Consider the following 18,449-nt stretch of genomic DNA (forward strand, 5'->3'; position numbering starts at 1 on the left):
GGGCGAACTTACTTCTTGTCCGCCTTGGCCCAATAGTCGTCGTACAGCTTCTGCGTCTTGGCGACGAGCTCCTTGAACGCCTGCTCGACCGGCACGTGGTTCAGCAGCACCTCGTTCGTCGCGTCGACGAAGAGCGTGCGCTCTCCGGTCTCGTCGATGAAGAAGTGGGCCTTGCTGTTGTCCAGCTGGCTAATGAACGGCCCGAGCTTCTCGTCGTTCAAGTATTTATCCTGCGTGGCTACCGCACGCTGCGCCGGGAGCTCGCCGACCTGTTCTACCCACTTCTCCTGAACCTCCTTGCTCGTCAGGAATTGCAGGAACTTGGTCGCGGCTTCGAGCTTCGCGCCGGATACGTTTTTCGGGATCGCGTTCGCCCAGAACGAGGACGGCGCCGACTTGCTCTTGTAGGCAGGCAGCGGCGCGATGCCGTACTGAAGGTCCGGCGCGTCCGTCTTCAAGGAGCCGAGGCGGAACGAGCCGTCGATGTTGATCGCGGCGTGCCCGGTCTTGAAGGCGGTGGCGTCGTCGGTGAATACGCCCGTCGTGCCGACCTTGTGCTTGACCGCGAAGTCGATCAGGTACTGGAAGGCTTCCAGCCCGGCCGGCGTATCCGCCCACAGAATGCGGCGCCGGTCGTCGCTGAGATCCTGGCCGCCCGCCTGCGGCAGCAGGCCGTCGCGGTACCAGTGGTGCAGCTGCGCGCCCGGCTCCCAGGCGAAGCCCTCGACGACGAATTGCCCTTTGCCGTCCTTCTCCGTCAGCTTCTTCGCGTCCTGGACGAGTTCCTCCCACGTGGCCGGCGGCTGCGCGATGTTCGCCTTCGCGAACAGGTCCTTGTTATAGAACAAGGCGAGCGTGCGGACCGCCGTGGGGATCGCCCAGTACGAGCCGTCAATCTTGGCCGCGCTCACGAGCGGGTAGTAGTCGCTCTCGATCCGGGCGGCCGGGAAGGCCGACTCGGGCAGCGGCTGGAGGAAGCCGGAGGATACGTATTTAGGCAGCCAGCCGTAATAGAGGTTGATGACGTCCGGTCCTTTGCCGGCCGGCACGAGCGTCGCGACCTTCTCATTGTACTGGTCGTACGGGAAATTGGTCTGCTTGACCGTGATATTCGGATTTTGCTCCTGGAACTGCTTGATCAGTTCGTCGATGAGCGTCACCTTGGCCGGATACTCGTACTGCCAGTATTCGATCGTCACTTTCTCCTGGCTGCTGTCGCCGGCGACTGCAGGCGATGCGGAGCCCGACGCCGGCGCGGAAGCGGATGCGGATTCCGTCACGCTCGCAGGCGAAGCCGCGGCCCCTTCGGCAGTGTTCCCGTTGTTGCCGCCGCAGGCCGTCAACAGCAGGGTCAGGATCGCCAGTGCGGATAAAGGTTTCTTATAAGTCGTCTTTGTCGTCATCGGTTAATCTCCTTTAGTTCGGATCGTGGAACGGAAGGCGCCAGGTTCAGCAGCTTCCTCGCGTTGTTGCCGAAGATCGCCTCGATCTCGTCGTCCGAGAAGCGTAGGTCGCGCGTCACGCGGGTCTGGTCCTGCAAATACCGGTAGTTGTAGCCTCTGGGAAATCCGAGCGAGTCGGTTCCGAAGATGATGCGCTCCGGTCCGATCAGCTCGTATGTCTTGCGGAACAGCGTCTCCAGCGTGAGCTCGTAGGGCATCCAGCGCACCCACTGATTAGAGCCCGACGTGTCGACGTATACGTTCGGACAGCTCCAGCACAGATGCAGCAGCTCCTGGAAGTAGCCGCACCCGAAGTGCGGGATGATGAAAGGAATGTCCGGATAGCGGCGGGCGACGTTAAATATGGCCAGCGGATTAATGTTCGGATGATGGACGATGCCTCCCGCGTGGCCGAGCAGCCCGAAGTGAATGAGCACCGGCAGGCCGCGTTCCGCCGCGAAATTCCACACAGGCTCAAGCGATGCGTCGTCGAACGGAATCGGCGTGAGCGGCCCGAACAGCTTGTAGCCTTTGAGGCCGAGCTCGTCTACCGCGCGTTTCAGCTCCCGCGCGGCGTCCGGCCGCTCGATCGGATGTGACGCGAAACCGGTGAACCGGTCCGGGGCGGTGGCGATTTGCGCGGCAAGCTCGTCGTTCGTCCAGCCGGTCAGGAAGTTGAGTCCGCCGATTCCGTAGCGGTCCAGTTCGTCCTTCCAGCGCGCGATCAGCGGACGCTGCGCCTGATCGGGATCGGGCTCGGAAGCCGGCAGATCCCAAGTGAGACGCATTCGCTCGGCCCGCTCGCTGCCGTAACGTACGATCTTTTCGTGCCGACTCTGCGAGATCGGATAGTTGTAGGGCAGATGCCCGTGAATATCGAATACTTGAAAGCCGGCTCTAAACACTGGCTGTTCCTCCTTCATTCGTTCGATCGGCGGCCGCCGGTCGAATGCGGATGTCCAGCAGCGCGTCGAGCTCGCCCAGCCTGGCCTCGATCGCCGCGCGCGTCCGCTGCGCCCAATCGAGCGAGGCCTGCCGTACCGTCTCCTGCGCGGCGAGCGCCCGCTCCACCTCCCGCGGATTCGTGCCGCCCCGCAGCCGGCGGACCGCCACGAAGTGCGCCGGATCCAGCGCCTGCACGAGCTCGGCTTCGGAGATCGACAGCGCCCGCCCGACGACTTCCTGCGCCGCTTCGTTCAGCATGTCGACCGTCAACGCCTTGACGGTCAACCCGGCGCCGGTCGCCGTCCGCACTAGCGAGGCCACGACGGCATGCGCGGTGCGGAAGGCAAGACCTTCCTTGCGCACGAGCGTGTCCGCCAGCTCGGTCACCGTCGCAAAGCTCGCCTCGGCTCGCTGCCGCAAGACGTCCGCTTGGATCTCCAGCGTCTCCACGATGCGCGCCAGCAGCCGATACGCCGAAGACAGCGTCTTCAGGCTTCGCCAGGCGTAGGGCTGCAGATCGTCCTCGGTGTCGACGATATCCCCGAACGGCGTGTTGTGCATCATCGCGAGCACCGTATGGGCGTCCCCGGCGCAAGCGGACAGCAGCGAGCGCAGATGCTCGACCGACACCGGATTGCGCTTCTGCGGCATGATCGAGCTGATCTGAACATAGGGATCGGACACGCGGGCGGCCGAAAACTCCTGGGTGCCCCACAGCAGCAGCTCCTGCGTGAACCTGCCGAGATCGACGGCGGCGAGCGCGGCGGCAGTCGCGATCTCGCCGACGTAATCCGCGCCGCTGACCGCGTCGTAGGCATTTTCCACGATCCCTTCGAAGCCCAGCAGCTCGGCTGTCCGCTCCCTGCTGATCGCATAGCCGGACGTCGTGAGCGCGGCCGCCCCCAGGCTGCTGCGGTTGCAGTTGTCGTACGCGGCCCGCAGCCGACGGATATCGCGGGTCAGCGAGTCGGACACCGCCGCGATATAGTGCGCCACCGTCGTCGGCTGCGCCTGCTGCGTATGCGTATAGCCGATCATGAGCGTCTCCGTATGGCCGCGGGCGAAGGCGATCAGCCGGTCCTGCAGCGCGAGAGCGGCCTGAATCGCGCCGAGGAGCTTGCCTCGGAGCACGATCCGATAGATGGCGATGCCCATATCGTTGCGGCTGCGGGCCAGATGCAGATTGCCCGTCGCCTCGCCGCCGGCCAGCAGCAGCTCGTGCTCCAGCTCGAAGAACAAATCCTCGAACTCGCCGGTGTAGCGTCGTTCCCGCAGCTCGCCCGGATCCAGCTTCCGCAGCGCCCGGGCGATGAGATCCGCCTCGTGCTTCGGTAAAAGACGCTGCTCGCACAGCATAATAAAATGGGCCTTGTTGACGGCAATCATTCGGGTCCAAGAGCTCGCGCTTGGCCTGCTCGTAAGCGGGCTCCAGCACGACTTCGGCATAGGTTTTTCCGGGAAACCGCCCCCCTTCCTCCCCACTCCGCTCCCACGGCTCAGACATATTCCATCGCTCCCGTCCTGCTGATCTCGCCCTGTCCCAAAAGAAAAGGAGACCGCAGTCCTTAGGCAGGACTTGGTCTCCAGTGATCTGGTAGAACGATCGTCGTTATTCCTATAAAACCTACTTGTTTGGTTTTATTTATTTATACTAGCATCCGTTTTCTGGAAACGTCAATCCGTCCGGTTATAGATTCTGCCGATGCTGCGATCGGCATTTTTTATAAGACGCCTGTCAAGACCTATCTAGTCGTGCGACAATATCCGACAAACCGCCCATTTATTTTTGTTTTGCGCATGTGTTATCATAGCCCGCAAGGCGGGGTTTGCAATTCACTTCTTGTTATAGCCCGCGTCGATCAACCAAGTACATACTTCAAGGAGGCTTAACGGAAATGATGAAATTGAAATGGACGGCGATCCTCTCCTGCGTCCTAGCCGCAAGCTTGATGTCCGGAACGGCGGCATTCGCCAAGTCGGCCGAGCAGCACGGCAACAAAGGCGGCAACGCGGACGTCGTCAAGACGCAGTTCGAAGAGAAGAAGAACGGATCCAATGGCAACGATAAAAAGGAAAGCGCTTCATCCGCTACATACGGCCATTCGGAAAGCGTCACGTCCGCTACATACGGAGGACCGAACGGCTACAAAGGCCTGCTCCATGCCATCGAGAACGTCAAGGACAAGCCCGCCGGCGCCGTTCTGGCCAACCTCCTGCTCACGAAGTACGAGATGAAGCTAACGGATCAGCAGAAGGCGGATCTGGAGGCCATTCAAGAACAAGACAAGGCCCTGTCCGCGATCGCCGACTTGCTCGATCAAAAGGGCAGCGTCGTCGACGCCGTGTACGTGCAAAAGGAAGCCATCAAAGCCAATGCCAAAAACCTGGCCGGCTACCAGAAGCTCGGCAAGCTGTACAAAAAGTCGGGTAAAACCGGCGTGAACCTGTTCGTCAACGGGGACGAGACGATTCCCGCGGTAGCGCCGATCATCCGCGACGGCAGTACGCTAGTACCTTTCCGGGCCATTGCCGAGGCGCTGCAGGCAGAAGTCGTGTATAACCCCGCCGACCGCACGGTCACCGTGACCCGCGACGGCATATCCGTCAAGCTCGTCTTGAACAGCAAGACGGCGTACGTAAACGGAAAAACCGTTAAACTGGACGTAACCGCGACCGTCGTGAAAGGCAGCACCGTCGTTCCCGTGCGTTTCGTCAGCGAAGCGCTGGACTCGACCGTCAAGTGGGAGCCGGTATCCCAATCCGTCGTGATCTACGACAATCCGTAAAGACCGGATAACGAAACGGCGCTGCGGGTCCGAGAGGACCTGCAGCGCCGTTTTTTGTTTTCCGTTACCAAGGAAGCTCGCTGTCCATGTAGTAGAAGCCGCCGGTCGGCCCGTCCGCGGGCAGCGTCGCCAGGCGAACGGCCGTGATCGCGCCCTCTTCCGCCGACAGCTCCGCCTTTTCGCCGCCCATGCGCGTCTTGACCAGGCCCGGGTGGACCGAGTTGACCTTCAGGTTCGTACCCTTCGACCGCTGCGCCCAGTAGGCAGTCAGCATGTTGAGCGCCGCCTTGGAGGCCGCGTAGGCCGGGGTGGCGATCCGCTGCGCGAGCTCGTTGTTCAGGATAAAATGAATCGAGCCGAGCGCGCTGCTCTGATTCACGATGCGGCCCGCGTCGCTCTTCAGCAGCAGCGGCATGAGCGTCTCCGTGATGAGGAACGGCGCGAACGTGTTCACCTCGAACGTATCCCTGAACGCGTCGCCCGCATATTCCCCGTTTTCCGCCCAGATGCCCGCATTGTTGACCAGAATGTCCAATCGGCCGTATGCATCCGCGATGTACGAGGCCAGCTCCGAGATATGCGCGGCATTGGTCACCTCGAGCTCGACGCCCTCCGCCTGAATGCCTTCTTGCCGGAGCTCGGACGCAGCCTTCTCCGCGGCGCCGATCGTGCGCGCCGACACCAGCACGGTGATGCCCTGGCGGCCCAACTGCCGGGCCACCTCCAGTCCGATTCCGCCGCTTGCACCGGTTATTAATGCGATTTTGTCGTTGATTGTCATGATCGAATGCCTCCTCGTTTAGGTTTGATTTCTCTTTTATTCGGGTGCCTCGTTAAAGGTCGTTGCCTCGTTCGTTCCGTTGCTTCGTTGTTCGTTCCGTTGCTTCGTTGTTCGTTCCGTTGCTTCGTTATCCGTTGCTTGCGACGAGATCCGCTGCGTGAACATGACGTACCGTCGCCAGGTGATTGACGTAAGCGGACAGGCTCTCCGCCAGCTGTCCGTCGGTCACATGCCTTGCGTTATGAATCGCAAAGGGCGGCAAGTAATGCGCGCCGACGTAGTTCGCGAGCACCTCGACCGGTTTGTCGGGATAAGTCCGATACAGTTCGTGCACGGTCGTATCGGGCAGCCGCTTCAAGCGTTCGGTCCAGGCTCGGTTGATTCTGGACTGCGACAGATCCGGGTGCGCGACGACACTCAACGTTTTCATAGTCATGCTCCTTGTAATCAAAGCATTGGGAATGATCATTCTCAAATGCTGAAAAAAAGGCGATGCGCTCAAGGCTCCAAAATACGCATCGTCAGTTCGGCGGTTCGTTCGAGCTTCTCCTTCGCGACCGTCGTCCGCGTCATGACGCGAAGTCCGGTCAACGCGTTTTGCAAATATTCGGCCAACTCCGCGGCGCCGTATTGCTTGGCGAATTCCCCGCTTTCCTGCCCCCATGCGACGATCTCCGCCAGCAGCCGCTCCGTGTTCGCGAACGCTTCGCGGGCCTTGGCGTCCACCTCCGCGTCCCGCAGCGCCAGTTCGGCGGCCGAATTCACCAGCATGCAGCCGGCTGGCGCGTCCTCCTCGCCGTGGATGATATAGGCGAAGACGAACCGCAGCGCTTCTCCGGCCGACCGGGACTGCTTGACGCCGGCCGTCAGTCTCCCGCTGATCCGGTCCTCGAACCGCTCCAACGCCTTGAGGAATAAGGTGTGCTTGTCGGTAAACGTATCGTAAAGGCTTCTGCGGTGGATGCCCATATGCTCGACGAGATCGTTCAGCGACGTCTTCTCGTAGCCTTGCTCCCAGAATAGCTTCATCGCTTTTTCCAGGACGGCGGCTTCTTCGAACTCTTTGCTTCTGGCCATGGTTACTCCCTCCCGCCCCCATCATATCATTATGAGAACGACCGGTATAGAATGAACGCGCCGAAATGTCGGTTCAGGCGTCCGATAGTCAGCCGATCGCCCGCAAATCCCGCCCCTGCGCGGACAGCCATGCCACGGCTTCGCCCCGATCCTCGAAGCTCTCTTGGCGGTAAGGCAGCGTGCCCAGGCCGTCCACCGTGCGGTTGACGCTCATCTTGGCGATCAGGTTGCGGGGTTCGAGCATCGCCAGATGGCGAAGGCCGCTCTCGTACGCGCGCCGGATAAAAAACTCGGCGATCCACGCCTTGTCCTCGGCCTTGATCGCCGAGCCTTCGCGCGTATCCATCAACACCTTGCTGCCATACCGCAGCTTCAGCAGGTCGGCGCCCTTGAGCAGAATCGTCTGGAATTCCTCGCCGTAAGCGAATCCCTTCCACTCGATGATGACGCTCCGCAGTTCGTCGTCCCAAGAGACCTTGCCATGCTTCGATTCAAAATAACGCATACCGTCCAGCTCCTTCGCCGATTTCATTTTACGGGAACGATCGTTCTCAAAAGACGATGCCTTGTCGTTCCTCGTTCTTGCCGCTGAATACAGATTATCATATTGAGAACGATCAGTAAAGAATTATTTTTACCGACCGTTCTCAATCGAGCGATGAGGCATACAAGGGCTATCGCGCAAAAGTACACGATCGAGAGCCGCACCCGTTCGTCGTTCCGCCTATCATGCAAAAGTGCAGGATTTTTACCCGAAACACCCCGGTTCTCGCTTAAAGAGATGAGCTACCGTGCACTTTTGCGCGATAGATCGCAAAATAACGCCAGACCAGCCTTGGATGATGCACTTTTGCAAGATAGCACTAGACGCCTAGACGACCTACATGACCTACATGACCTACACGACCTACACGACCTACATGACCTACATGACCTACACGACCTACACGACCTAGACGACTTAAACGTCCCATACGACCTAAACACGCGAGCCGGGAATCCAGCCGCGCAGCTCCGCTCCGCCCTCCGGCCGGTTGGCCGCGGTCAGGTCGCCGCCATGCGCCCGGAAGACGCGCCGCGCGATGGCCAGGCCGAGACCGGCTCCGCCCGTGTCCCGGCTGCGCGACGACTCGCCCCGATACAGGGGCTCGAAGATCCGGGGAAGGTCCTCGGGGTCGAATCCCGGACCCGAGTCCCGGACGATCACGATGACGCGGTCGCCCTCCGGCCTGCATCGCACGACGATGCTGCCTCTTGGCGGAGTATGCCTCACCGCGTTTTCTAATATGTTGCCGAAGGCGCGCGAGAGCTGGTGGGCATCGCCGCTTATGAGGTTCGGCTCATCGCCCGGAGGCGCCGCCACGATCGATATTTCCTTGGCCTGCGCGGCTCCGCGCGCGCCTTCGACGGCGCGACGGACCTCTTCCGCCAGATCCAGCGTCTCTCCCGCCCGGGCCGTCCGGGGATACTCCGTCTTCACGAACGCGAACAAGTCCGATACCAGGCGATCCAGCTGGCCGGCCTTGTCCTGACATACGGCAACGTATTTCTTCGCCTGCTCCGGCGAGGCGGCGATCCCTTGCTCGAGCCCTTCTAGATACCCTCGCAGCGCGAACAAGGGCGTCCGCAAGTCGTGGGCGATCGCCCCGATGAAAAACCGCCGTTCCTCCTCCAGCGCTTCCCGTTCCGCCAGGGATTGCCGGAGTCCGGCGAGCATCGCCTCGAACCCGTCCCGCACCTCCGCGATCTCGCGGATGCGGGAGTCGGGCAGGGCGACGTCTAGATCGCCGCCGGCAATCTCCCGGGCGCTCCGCCCCATCGCTTCGAGCGGCCTCGCGATCCACCGGCGCAGGCCGTATCCCAGGAATACGGCGGCCAGCAGCGCTCCGGCCAGCGCGGCGATCCAGACGCCGGCTCGGCTCGGCCGCCCCTCTCCGAGATGAAGCGCTCCGGCATCGCCGATCGCGGCGATCACGTAAATCGTCCAGGAGAGGGTCAGGACCGCCAACAGCGAGAGCGCCAGAAAGCTTCGAATACGCACGCGCCTCATCGTGGCTTGCCCTCGAATCGATAGCCGACGCCCCATACGTTCGCCACATAGCCGGGCTGGTCCGGATCGAGCTCGATCTTTTCCCGCAGACGGGCAATATGGACGCGGACGGTATGCTTGTCGCCGATGCCCTCCCAAAACCGCTGGAGCAGCTGCTCGTAGGTGATGACTTGGCCGGGATGCTCGCACAACAGCCGGAGCAGGTCGTACTCCCTCGGCGTCAGCTGCACGCTGGCGCCGTCGACCTTCACGTCGCGGCTTGCCGGATCCATCCGCAGACGGCCGAAGTCGAGCATCCGCGGCGCGGCGTGCATCGGAGGGGCTTCCGCCCGCCGAAGGGCTGCCTTCACTCGCGCCACGATCTCGCTAGGGGATGCCGTCTTGACGATATAGTCGTCGCCGCCGATACCGAGCCCCCGGATCTTGTGCATGTCGTCGTCCCGCGCGCTGAGGAACAGGATCGGCACGCCGCTGACCGCGCGAATTCTGCGGCAAAATTCGAAGCCGTCCTGTCCCGGCATCATGATGTCCAGCAGGATGAGATGCACGTCGGACGCCTGGAATCGCGCCATCGCCTCCTCGGCGTGGCGCGCCGTGAGCACGCGGAATCCATCGTTCTCCAGAAAGTCCCGCATCAGCTCCACGATGCTCTCGTCGTCGTCCACGGCCAGAATCGTCCGTTGCCGCATGATCGATACCCCCGTTTTTCGCTTGCCGAAGCCTATGGCCTTCTCTTCATTATTGTAAGTATAGCACTTTAGATCCGCTTTACGTCCCGCGTGCAGACGGTTTGTGATGGTTCGTTGACGGTTCCGTGACGGTTGGATCCACCCCTTCGAGACAAGATCCGTTTATGCTTAAAAGCAAGGTTCGCTAATATCCATTAAAGGAGCGGTTCGGCATGTCATTCCACAGTCAACTTCTGCTCTCGGCCAATCTTTGGCTCGGAGCCTCCCTGCTCGTCTTCGTCGCTTTCAGATTCGCGCGGCTGCGCGAAGGACGCGGCTTCCGCAGACGCAACGATGAACGCTAAGGCCTCGCTGCGCGCCGTCATCATCGCGGCGATCGGCTTTGTCGTCTGGACGATACTGAACCGGTTCGTCTTGGATCCGCAGGCCGCCGCCTTCCTCGGCCATAAGACCGATCTCGCGCGTCCGCTTCGGCTGGCGGCATGGCTGCGCGTATTGGATGTCCATATCGCGTTCGCTTGCCTGGCGCTGCTGACGGGCGCGCTGAACTTCGCGAGCCGACCGACCGGCGAGCGCAGGCGCCGGCATCGGGTCGTCGGGTACGTCTATCTCGTCAGCGTGCTGGCCGTCGTCGTGACCTCGGGCTACATGGCGCCCTATGCGACAGGCGGCCGCGCGGTGTCGATGGCGTTCAACCTGCTGAACATGGTCTGGTTCGCCGCGACGCTCACCGCGCTGGTCATGATCCGACGCCGGCAGATCGACCGGCATCGCCGGTGGATGGTTCGCAGTTACGCGTTCTGCTTTACGAATCTGTCCATCCAACTGATCGAGACGGCGCTGACTCGTACGCTCGGCGTGCCCTATGAGACGGCGTATGCCGTCAGCGTCTATGCCACGATCCTGATCCTCGCGGCGATCGCGGAAATCGTCGTCCGGCGGGCCTTCCCGAATCCGCAGCGGACCGGAACGATCACGCTCCGGTAGCGGCGGCCGAGCGTCAAAGAACGGCTTCCGCGAGGAAGCCGTTCTTTTCAACCGAGCCCTTATTTAAAAATAACGAACTTTAGTTCCTTCTCTTTTAGATACTTGATGATGGCAGGCAAGGCTTCAACCGTGTGTTGGTCCTCGTGCATCACGTACACGCCGCCGGCCGCCTCGACCTCTCGGAAGTACCGGATGATATCCTCGGCGCTTTTGGCGTTCCAGTCCTCCGGGTCCCGGTTCCACAGAAGCGTCTTCATCCGCTGCTTCGCGGCGGCGGAGACGAGCGCGTCGTTGACGGCGCCGTACGGCGGCCTGAATAGGGTCACCTTGTCGTGGGTCAAGGAATCCAGCAGGCTGCTCGTCATGGACAGATTTTTGCCCTGATCCTTCGCCGAGGATTTGGTCAGCACGCTGTGATCCCAAGAGTGATTCCCGATCGACATGCCGTGCTCGTACGCGTAGACCACGCCTTCCGGATGACGCTCCGCGTTTTTCCCGACGAACAGGAACGTCGCCGCGATCTTGTGTTCGGTTAAAATATCCACGATCTTCTTCGTGAGCGGGGAAGGTCCGTCATCGAAGGTCAAGGCGACCTCGTCTTTGGGCAGTCCGAAAAATTTCTTTTTCGCTTCGATGTCGACGACGACGTAGCCTGTCGCCCTGGCGTCCTGCTGAAGCGAGGCTTGCGCCCGCGCCGTCTGCACGACGGGATCCGCGGCGGCTTCCTCATGTAAGCCCGCATGAACGTCCGCATGGACAGCCGCTTCCTTGACGTTGTCCCGCACGGCGGCCGGCTCGATCGGGGCGCTCGGCTCCGCAACGCCGACCGTCTTCGCCTCCGCGTCGTGCACCTCTCCGCCGGGCAGCGCATCCGCCCTGCCGCCGGCCGAGACGTAGAGAACGGCCGCCGCCACGCACAGCAGCAGGACGAGCAGCGCCGACAGCCTCGGACCGTATGGCGCAAGCATGCGCAGCAGCGGCCCCCGGCTCCGGGCAGGCCGCTCTCGCCTGCTCTCCGGCCCTGCCCCGCCGGGCGCGAGGAGCGGAAGCTCGCCCTGCCGGATTCGGCGGATCTGCTCCAGGTACGCTTCGCTGCACGCGAAATACAGCGTCTCCCGAAACACGCTCGTCATCCGGGTCAAAGCGCTATAATAAGTCTGCCGGTACGGATCCCACTTGGGGTAAGGCGAGAGCCTCGCCCTGCCGCCGTCGAGCGGCCGCAAGGCTTCCAGCTCCGAATAAGTAAGCTCGTCGATATCGATCGCGTATGTATACTGCCTGTCCTCCCGGGACACGGCAACTTCGATCCGGTTCCTGCCGTCCTCGGTCTGCCCGAGCGACAGCAGCTCCATCACCTGAATGCTGTAGGTTTCCATGCCGTCTTCGCCCTTCTGTTCCCGATCCCGATTCTGCAGCCTTAGTCGGCGGAGACGCCGTCCGGCTGCCCCGCGTTCGAGGCGAACGGAGAGGAGAGCCGGCTGGTGAAGTCATTCACGATCGTCAGCAGATGCGTTTTCTCCTGACGCAGGGCGTCGAACTTCTGCTTCATCTGAGCGAGCTCCGACTCGAGCCGCTCGTTTTTTTCCTCAAGCTCGCCGATCTTTTTGTTTTTCTCCGCGGAGGTGCCGTTGTACTTCTGGAGCAAGCCCGCATAGTTCTGGCGTTCGAGCTCGATCATGCCCTTGAGCTCCTCGATCTCGCCGGTAAGCGCGGCCTGAAGCTCCCGGTAATCCTCCATCATCTGATCGACCTTCAGGTTCTTGTCGACCAATCGCTGCTCGAGCTCCTGGATGCTTTTCTCGCGCTCCTCGATGACCTTGCCCAGATTTCTAAGATCCCGGTTCAGCCGGTCGGTCTGACCGTTGGCATGGCCGAGCCGATCCTGCAAGTCCCGGTGGCTCATCTCGACATGCTGCTTTTCCTTGATCATCTGTTCGACGGCGAAAATCAGATCGAGCGACTTCTTGTCCATATGGCTCTTAGGGACTAGAACGGCGTCCGGCGCCACTTCGCTCTCCTCGGTTCCCGCCGCAGAGGCCGTTCCCTCGGCCTGCGTCTCCTGCGCATCCTTCCTCAAGCCTATCTCTTCGCGCGAAGACTGCTGCTCCGCGCCGTTCTTCTTTTTAAGGAAGGGAGAAAACATCGATGAATTCACCTTTTCTAAATAAATGTTGATTCGTGTCGAAATATGTTTCTTTCATTATAGTGGAATTTTCCAATTTGTTGGCGGGGCCGAAGTACCTATTTGTATACCGATAGCTAGGCTAAAAGGAGGGGGATTCGGGATGATAGCGCCATCATCGCCCCGGGACCATCAGCTGCGAAGCGTTCAGCAAAAAGCCCGCCCCAAGACCGGGACGGGCCGGGAAGCGCTCGCGAATCGGCATCAGCCGTCCGTCTCGCGGATTTCTTTCTCCATGACAAAGTCGTCCATCACGTAGCCGTGCCCGATATCCGCTACCTGCTCGCGTATTTTTCTGAAGCCTTTCTTTTCGTACACCGCGATCGAGGCGTCGTTGTGCCGGTTGACGGTCAGCCAGATGGCGCCAAGGCCGCGCTCACGGCACAGACGCGTCAGAAAAGCCATAGCGCGGCTCGCGTAGCCGTGTCCTCGCTGCGCCTTCAGGACGTACAGCTTGCTCAGGAACAGCTTCCCGCCCTCTGCCTTGACGGCCAAGTAACCGACGTTGTCCCCGCCAGCCTGCATCAGATAATATTCGTAGCCCTGCTTCGCGATCTGATCCGCGATGGCGCTTGGCGACTGGAACTTCTCCACCATATAGACAATCTGTTCATCGGACAGCAGAGCCCCGTAATATTCGTGCCAGATCTCCGAGGCGAGTCCGGCTACGCCAGCCGAATCTTCCGCCTGCACCGGGCGACATGCCCATGCCTCTTGCGTCATTCCATACCAACCTCCCGCTTGCCTGCCGCACGCCGTTCTAGGCCGTTATTCTCCGCGATCCGAAAAATGGTGCTTTTATAGCGATCAGTTTGTCCATTCCAAGACCGACAGCCTGTCATATCTTATTGTATCTCTAACACAGGGGGTGAACAACAATGTCAGTCGTCAGTTACAACGCTACGTCGGTCACGCCTATCGCGGACGGCGTGCAAATCCCCGTCCCGCAGACGCCTCAAGGGGTCGGCCTCGCAACCGTCATCGCTACGGTCCCCTCCATCCCGAACACGGTTCAACTGGTGGCTTCTGTCGGCCTTCGCGGCGATAGCGGTACCGGTAGCGTATTGTTCCGTCTCTTCCGCGACGGGCAGGAGATCTACTACTCGCGCCAAGGCATCGAGTCCGGATTTGAGAAGTATGCCGTCGTCACGCTCCAAGCCTTCGACAATGCGACGCCCGGACACCACGCTTACACGCTGTCCATCGAGAAGTTGACCGCCGGCTTAACCGCCACGGTCATTGGACCGATCAACCTCAGCGCCGCGGTTTACACCGTCTAATCGTGAAGAAGGCAGTCCTCGCGGACTGCCTTCTTCATGCGCTTGTCCCGGCTTTTAATCCGCCGACCCGTCTGAAGGCTCTCAGTGCGATGGCGCAGGCTGCGCAACCGGCTGCGGCTTCGGTTTGGTCAGGGCGAGACGAGAGACCGTGATGCCCCAGGCCACGACGGCAATGAGCATCAAATGGATCGCCATCGGACCCACGGAGGCTCCGCTATAGATCAAGCGGAAGAAGCCCTGCACGCCATTGGACGCCGGCAGAAATCCGCCCAAATGGCGGTACGCCGGCGCCAGCATGGCTGCGGGAACGATATTGCCCGCGGTCATGAGCTGGAACGGGATCAGCCCGGTATTTACGAGCGCCGCCAAACCGCCGAACAGCGCGAAGGTCATCTGCGTCAGGCAGATCGCCGCGGCATAGACAAGCGCATGGAAGCCCCACATTTGCCCGAACGAAGCGACCGGATCCACGAACAGCATGGCGACGCCGGACGTCAGCAGCGAAGCGAGCGCGGCCACCAGTACATAGATGAGCTGCCTAGCCCAGAAGATTTGCCATTTCCCATGACAGCGCCCCAGCATCATCGAAGCGATGTTGAACTGGATGTTCATCGTCATGACGGCGACGTAGGTGATGAATCCCAGGATCATAGGCAGCATGCTCGTCGCAAAATTAGATTTGTCGTTCAAAGTGACTACGTTGGCCGCGATACGTTCGCGAGGCGAGTCGCCGTACTGGCTTTGGCCCAAACTCGACGAGATTCGCTCAGCCGATGCGGACAGAATCGCATTCGCGGTCTCCGCGCTCGTCTTGTTCAGATAAAACGTCAACTCGCCCTGGCCCGATTGCGCGTCCGCGGAGAAGGTTGCGGGGATCGACACGATCATGTCCGCGTCCCCGTCGTTCAGCTGCCGCTGCGCCTCTTGAAGCGAGCCGTAGCTTGCGATTTCGAAAGGCATCGCATTCCGGACCGCTTGCTCGATCGCCGCCCCGGCCTCGCCCTCCTCGTTGACGATCCCCACTTTAAGCTGGCCGAGCCGCTCCGTCGCGCCATTATATCCCGTCATCCACACGACCGAGAACAACAGCGGCAGGACAAAAGCAAAGGTCAGTCCGACCTTGGTCGGCAATAATTTAAAAAAGCCTCTAAATGCGGCGATAACGGCGTTCATTCGGGTACTCCTCCAGTTTAGTAGCCTGGCCGATAATAGGCCATGCATGTATTTGCGAAAAAAAATGCAGCTGGCGGTGTCAGCTGTTTAAAGCTTGATTGAGCTTGCGGAGCAGCGCGGTGAGTTGGTCGTTCCCCTCCGGCGTGATGCGATCCACCAGATCGCCGTTCAAGCCTTGCATGACGGGAAACGTTTCTTCGTACAGCGCTTTGCCTTCGGACGACAGGTACAGCAAGATCGCTCTTCGGTCCACCTGATCGGTTTTCCGGATGACGAGCTTTTTGTTCTCTAGTCGTTCGAGCGTCTTGCCGATGCTCGTCTGGTCTTTGCCATGAAGCTCGGCTAGCGCCTTCTGCGTGATCCCCTCCTGCTTGTTCAGCTGGTGCAGGATGCCGTATTGCTCCGGGGTGATGCCGAACGCTTCGAGCAGTTGCGTCGCTTTCTTTTTATGAAGAAAATAGGCTCTCGACAACAAGTAGCCTATGGCGCCATCGTTGAGATCCATCCCTTGGCGGCCTCCTTAAATACTAGCATAGCCTATTATCTCTGAAAATCACAATAAAAGTCAATGGCCCGCGTATTGCGAGCGCATGTATGCATGCATGCCAAAAAGCTTCCGCCTTGCGGCGGAAGCCTTTTTGGTTCGCGTGGGATTAAGCCGCGTCGCCTGATCGTTCAGTCCATTTTTACTGTTGCGGCGCCATGTTGTTGTAAATGCGCGTCGCGTTCACTTTGCCCGTGCCGACGTCCTCGCTCGTGTAGCCCGACACGATGTTGCCGACCTTGAATTCCTTCTGCAGCAGCTCGTCGGACGGTTCTGCGGCCGTCGGGCCGTCGATGCCCATGGCGGTGTCCGGCGTGACGGTCACCCAGAGATCGCCGACCTTGAAGCTCTTGCCGTCCGCGCTCACTTCGGAGATGACGCCGTCGATGTTGACCATCGCTTTGCCTTTGATCGGCGCTTCCTCCTTTGCCGGTGCCATGTTGTTGTAGATGACGTCCGCGGTCACGCGACCGGAAGCGACATCCTGGGAGGTGAAGCCGGACACGATATTGCCGACCTTGAACTCCTTCTGCAGCAGCTCTTCGGAAGGCGCGGTCGCCGTCGGTTCATTGCTGCCCAGCTTCGTCTGGTCCGTGATTTCTACCCACAGGTCGCCGACCTTGAAGCTCTTGCCGTCCGCGCTCACCTCGGTGATGACGCCGTCGATGTTGACCCGTACCTTGCCCATAATCGGAGGCTTCTCGGATACGACCTGCGAAGGCTGAGCCGTCGCCGACGGAGAGACTGTCGGGGAAGCGACCGAATCCTTCGTCGCACCGTTCTGGTTAATCGCGAAGATACCTACCGCGAGTACCGCGCACGCCGCTACCCCGACCGTCCAACCCGTCAACGTCTTCTTCTTTGCCTTTTCCATTTTAGCCATCTCCTTATATTGTGTTTGATCGACCGGGCCGTTCTGCTCCGATTTTTCCATTTCGCGCATTAACTTTTGATACGTGGCCTCGTTAAAGTCCTCTCTCGTTTTCAAATGAGACATCGCGGATTTATATACTGAACGCTTCATCCTCTGCGCCTCCGATCTTCTCTTTTAACAGCATCCGTCCTCTGGCGAGCCACGTCCCGACCGTAGCGGGCTTGGCCTGCAAAATGTCCGCGATCTCCTGGATCGAGTAGCCTTCGTAATAGTGCAGGTGAATCGGGATCCGGTACTTCTTGTCCAGCGCGAGCACGGCCTGCAGAACCTCGTTCTCTTCCCGCGGGAGGTAGCTCAGGTTTTCGGGAACCGGATTGCGGCTTCTGAACCAGCCGGCTTTGAGCATGTTTTTGCTTTTATTGATCGTCGTGCGGATGAGCCACGCTTTTTCGTGTTCGTTATTTTCGAATACCGGGCGCTTCTGCAGATAGGCGAGGAATACGTCTTGCGCCACCTCTTCCGCATCGGCCATATTTTTCAAGTAGGCGAAGGCGATTTTGATCAGACTTTGCGAATAGCGATCCAATGCCCGTCGCACAGATTCATTGAGCTCAAATGAATTGTACACCTCAGCACCTCCTTTCCCTTTGAATACAACCGAGCGGGCGGATTTTTTTCATGACGGGCGGATTTTTTTAAAATTATTTTGCGCTGACTCGTTCGCTTATACGCTATTGACGCATCGGGAAGGGGAAATGCATGCAGCCGATCGGCATTCGCGCGCAAAAAAAAAGACGGCCCGGGAGTTGTCCCGGCACCGTCATTTGGTTGGATGCGGCTGCCTGGCGATCAGGAGATCGCGAGGTGGTAGCCGTACAGCGCTGCCGAGCCCGTCGGCTTGATGAGCACGACGTGATACGTATGGCCCGCCGTCTTGCTGAAGGAGATCGTCCGCGTCGGGCTCGCCGGCGTGATGCTGCCGGTGGCGAGCGTCGTGCTAGTCGTCGCGTCGATGATCGAGATGAACTGGCTGACGGCCTCGCTCGTCCCTCCGTCGGACGAGAACGTCACGGTCCCGGTGCCGCCGGACGAAGCCGAGAACGCGAAGTAATCGGTGTCTGCCCCGCCGCCCGGTCCGTTCAATTGTCCGACCGCAGTGTCGCCGATGCTGATCGCATCCGCCGTGGCCGCCGTGTTGTTGCTCTCGCTCTCGCTCACGGTAGCCGCCGACGCGGCGCTCGCGCCGGCGAGCAGCATGCCCAGAACGGCCAGGGTCGTGAGCGCCTTGCGCGGCTGCCATCCTGCTTGCTTCATATCAATTCGCTCCTTTGGGTTAGAGCGGGCGCGCCCGCTCGGATAGGTGGTGCATCTTTACGGTAGCACCACGTCCGGCGGGCGAATACGGTAGGAATTGTACATCGCTGTATATTTCGAACAATTCCTTCCTGAAACAGAACGGCAAGCGATCTTTCGCGCCAGGCGCGCGACCTGCATCCTGCAAAAATACAGGATAGAGAACGGGCATGCGCATAGAGAGAGGCTATCGCGCAAAACTGCACGATACATACCGGAAAATGTTCATATCCACAGAAATGGGCCGTGTATGCTGCATTTTTGCAGGATAGTCTTACGCGAACGC

The 18,449-nt window shown here is 60.2% G+C and carries 20 protein-coding genes and 1 pseudogene; 4 read left to right on the plus strand and 17 right to left on the minus strand.

Annotated elements, in window-relative coordinates:
* Nucleotides 1–8: 8 nt before the first annotated feature.
* The 3 genes and pseudogenes from BM235_RS23290 to argH all read right to left on the minus strand — a co-directional run bounded on the left by BM235_RS23290 (nt 9) and on the right by argH (nt 3,891).
* On the minus strand, nt 9–1,403 hold the full coding sequence (locus BM235_RS23290) for an extracellular solute-binding protein (RefSeq protein ID WP_177244275.1): 1,395 nt from the start codon (nt 1,401–1,403) through the stop codon (nt 9–11).
* Entirely contained in the window at nt 1,400–2,347 is a 948-nt protein-coding gene (locus BM235_RS23295; protein ID WP_090116657.1) for an amidohydrolase family protein, read from the minus strand. Before BM235_RS23295 ends, BM235_RS23290 begins: the two co-directional genes overlap by 4 nt.
* Nucleotides 2,340–3,891 (minus strand): annotated as a pseudogene (gene argH, locus BM235_RS23300) (argininosuccinate lyase). Before argH ends, BM235_RS23295 begins: the two are co-directional and overlap by 8 nt.
* 391 nt (nt 3,892–4,282) lie before the next feature.
* On the opposite strand from argH, the gene BM235_RS23305 reads away from it, so the two are divergent.
* Entirely contained in the window at nt 4,283–5,173 is an 891-nt protein-coding gene (locus BM235_RS23305) for a copper amine oxidase N-terminal domain-containing protein (RefSeq protein ID WP_090116658.1), read from the plus strand.
* 64 nt (nt 5,174–5,237) lie between these two features.
* Here the strand turns inward: BM235_RS23305 and BM235_RS23310 are convergent, their stop codons facing one another.
* From BM235_RS23310 to BM235_RS23335, 6 genes are all read right to left on the minus strand, one after another.
* Nucleotides 5,238–5,948, minus strand: coding sequence for an SDR family oxidoreductase (locus BM235_RS23310; RefSeq protein ID WP_090116876.1), 711 nt, complete (start codon nt 5,946–5,948; stop codon nt 5,238–5,240).
* A 133-nt stretch (nt 5,949–6,081) separates the two neighbouring features.
* Nucleotides 6,082–6,384 carry an NAD(P)H-dependent oxidoreductase gene (locus tag BM235_RS23315; protein WP_090116659.1) on the minus strand — a complete coding sequence of 101 codons (303 nt, stop codon included), beginning with the start codon at nt 6,382–6,384 and terminating at the stop codon, nt 6,082–6,084.
* Between the two features lie 68 nt (nt 6,385–6,452).
* Nucleotides 6,453–7,031 (minus strand): TetR/AcrR family transcriptional regulator, encoded by a 579-nt coding sequence (locus BM235_RS23320; protein ID WP_090116660.1) that lies wholly within the window; start codon nt 7,029–7,031, stop codon nt 6,453–6,455.
* Nucleotides 7,032–7,119: 88 nt separating this feature from the next.
* Entirely contained in the window at nt 7,120–7,536 is a 417-nt protein-coding gene (locus BM235_RS23325; protein WP_143106723.1) for a hypothetical protein, read from the minus strand.
* 474 nt (nt 7,537–8,010) lie between these two features.
* Nucleotides 8,011–9,081 (minus strand): sensor histidine kinase, encoded by a 1,071-nt coding sequence (locus tag BM235_RS23330; protein ID WP_090116662.1) that lies wholly within the window; start codon nt 9,079–9,081, stop codon nt 8,011–8,013.
* On the minus strand, nt 9,078–9,770 hold the full coding sequence (locus tag BM235_RS23335; protein ID WP_090116663.1) for a response regulator transcription factor: 693 nt from the start codon (nt 9,768–9,770) through the stop codon (nt 9,078–9,080). Before BM235_RS23335 ends, BM235_RS23330 begins: the two co-directional genes overlap by 4 nt.
* A gap of 212 nt (nt 9,771–9,982) precedes the next feature.
* Between BM235_RS23335 and BM235_RS32695 the strand changes: the two genes are divergently transcribed.
* Both BM235_RS32695 and BM235_RS23340 read left to right on the plus strand, forming a co-directional pair.
* Entirely contained in the window at nt 9,983–10,114 is a 132-nt protein-coding gene (locus BM235_RS32695) for a hypothetical protein (protein ID WP_255374547.1), read from the plus strand.
* Nucleotides 10,104–10,757: a DUF2306 domain-containing protein gene (locus BM235_RS23340; RefSeq protein WP_090116664.1), complete on the plus strand. Its 654-nt coding sequence runs from the start codon at nt 10,104–10,106 to the stop codon at nt 10,755–10,757. Before BM235_RS32695 ends, BM235_RS23340 begins: the two co-directional genes overlap by 11 nt.
* A gap of 59 nt (nt 10,758–10,816) precedes the next feature.
* Here the strand turns inward: BM235_RS23340 and BM235_RS23345 are convergent, their stop codons facing one another.
* The 3 genes from BM235_RS23345 to BM235_RS23355 form a co-directional block, all read right to left on the minus strand.
* Entirely contained in the window at nt 10,817–12,133 is a 1,317-nt protein-coding gene (locus BM235_RS23345) for a polysaccharide deacetylase family protein (RefSeq protein ID WP_090116665.1), read from the minus strand.
* Between the two features lie 41 nt (nt 12,134–12,174).
* Nucleotides 12,175–12,900, minus strand: coding sequence for a hypothetical protein (locus BM235_RS23350; RefSeq protein ID WP_090116666.1), 726 nt, complete (start codon nt 12,898–12,900; stop codon nt 12,175–12,177).
* A 243-nt stretch (nt 12,901–13,143) separates the two neighbouring features.
* Nucleotides 13,144–13,662, minus strand: coding sequence for a GNAT family N-acetyltransferase (locus BM235_RS23355; protein ID WP_090116667.1), 519 nt, complete (start codon nt 13,660–13,662; stop codon nt 13,144–13,146).
* Between the two features lie 155 nt (nt 13,663–13,817).
* Between BM235_RS23355 and BM235_RS23360 the strand changes: the two genes are divergently transcribed.
* On the plus strand, nt 13,818–14,219 hold the full coding sequence (locus tag BM235_RS23360) for a hypothetical protein (RefSeq protein ID WP_090116668.1): 402 nt from the start codon (nt 13,818–13,820) through the stop codon (nt 14,217–14,219).
* An 81-nt stretch (nt 14,220–14,300) separates the two neighbouring features.
* Here the strand turns inward: BM235_RS23360 and BM235_RS23365 are convergent, their stop codons facing one another.
* The 5 genes from BM235_RS23365 to BM235_RS23385 all read right to left on the minus strand — a co-directional run bounded on the left by BM235_RS23365 (nt 14,301) and on the right by BM235_RS23385 (nt 18,124).
* Nucleotides 14,301–15,392, minus strand: a complete 1,092-nt coding sequence (locus tag BM235_RS23365; RefSeq protein WP_090116669.1) for a YhgE/Pip domain-containing protein — start codon at nt 15,390–15,392, stop codon at nt 14,301–14,303.
* Nucleotides 15,393–15,471: 79 nt separating this feature from the next.
* Complete coding sequence (locus BM235_RS23370) at nt 15,472–15,897, minus strand: MarR family winged helix-turn-helix transcriptional regulator (RefSeq protein WP_090116670.1); 426 nt, start codon at nt 15,895–15,897, stop codon at nt 15,472–15,474.
* Nucleotides 15,898–16,078: 181 nt separating this feature from the next.
* Nucleotides 16,079–16,810, minus strand: a complete 732-nt coding sequence (locus BM235_RS23375; protein WP_143106724.1) for a DUF5666 domain-containing protein — start codon at nt 16,808–16,810, stop codon at nt 16,079–16,081.
* 130 nt (nt 16,811–16,940) lie between these two features.
* Nucleotides 16,941–17,438: an RNA polymerase sigma factor gene (locus BM235_RS23380; protein WP_090116672.1), complete on the minus strand. Its 498-nt coding sequence runs from the start codon at nt 17,436–17,438 to the stop codon at nt 16,941–16,943.
* 221 nt (nt 17,439–17,659) lie between these two features.
* Complete coding sequence (locus BM235_RS23385; RefSeq protein ID WP_090116673.1) at nt 17,660–18,124, minus strand: hypothetical protein; 465 nt, start codon at nt 18,122–18,124, stop codon at nt 17,660–17,662.
* Nucleotides 18,125–18,449 lie beyond the last annotated feature (325 nt).

The sequence above is a fragment of the Cohnella sp. OV330 genome (assembly GCF_900112065.1).
In the GTDB taxonomy this organism is placed as follows: Bacteria; Bacillota; Bacilli; order Paenibacillales; family Paenibacillaceae; genus Cohnella.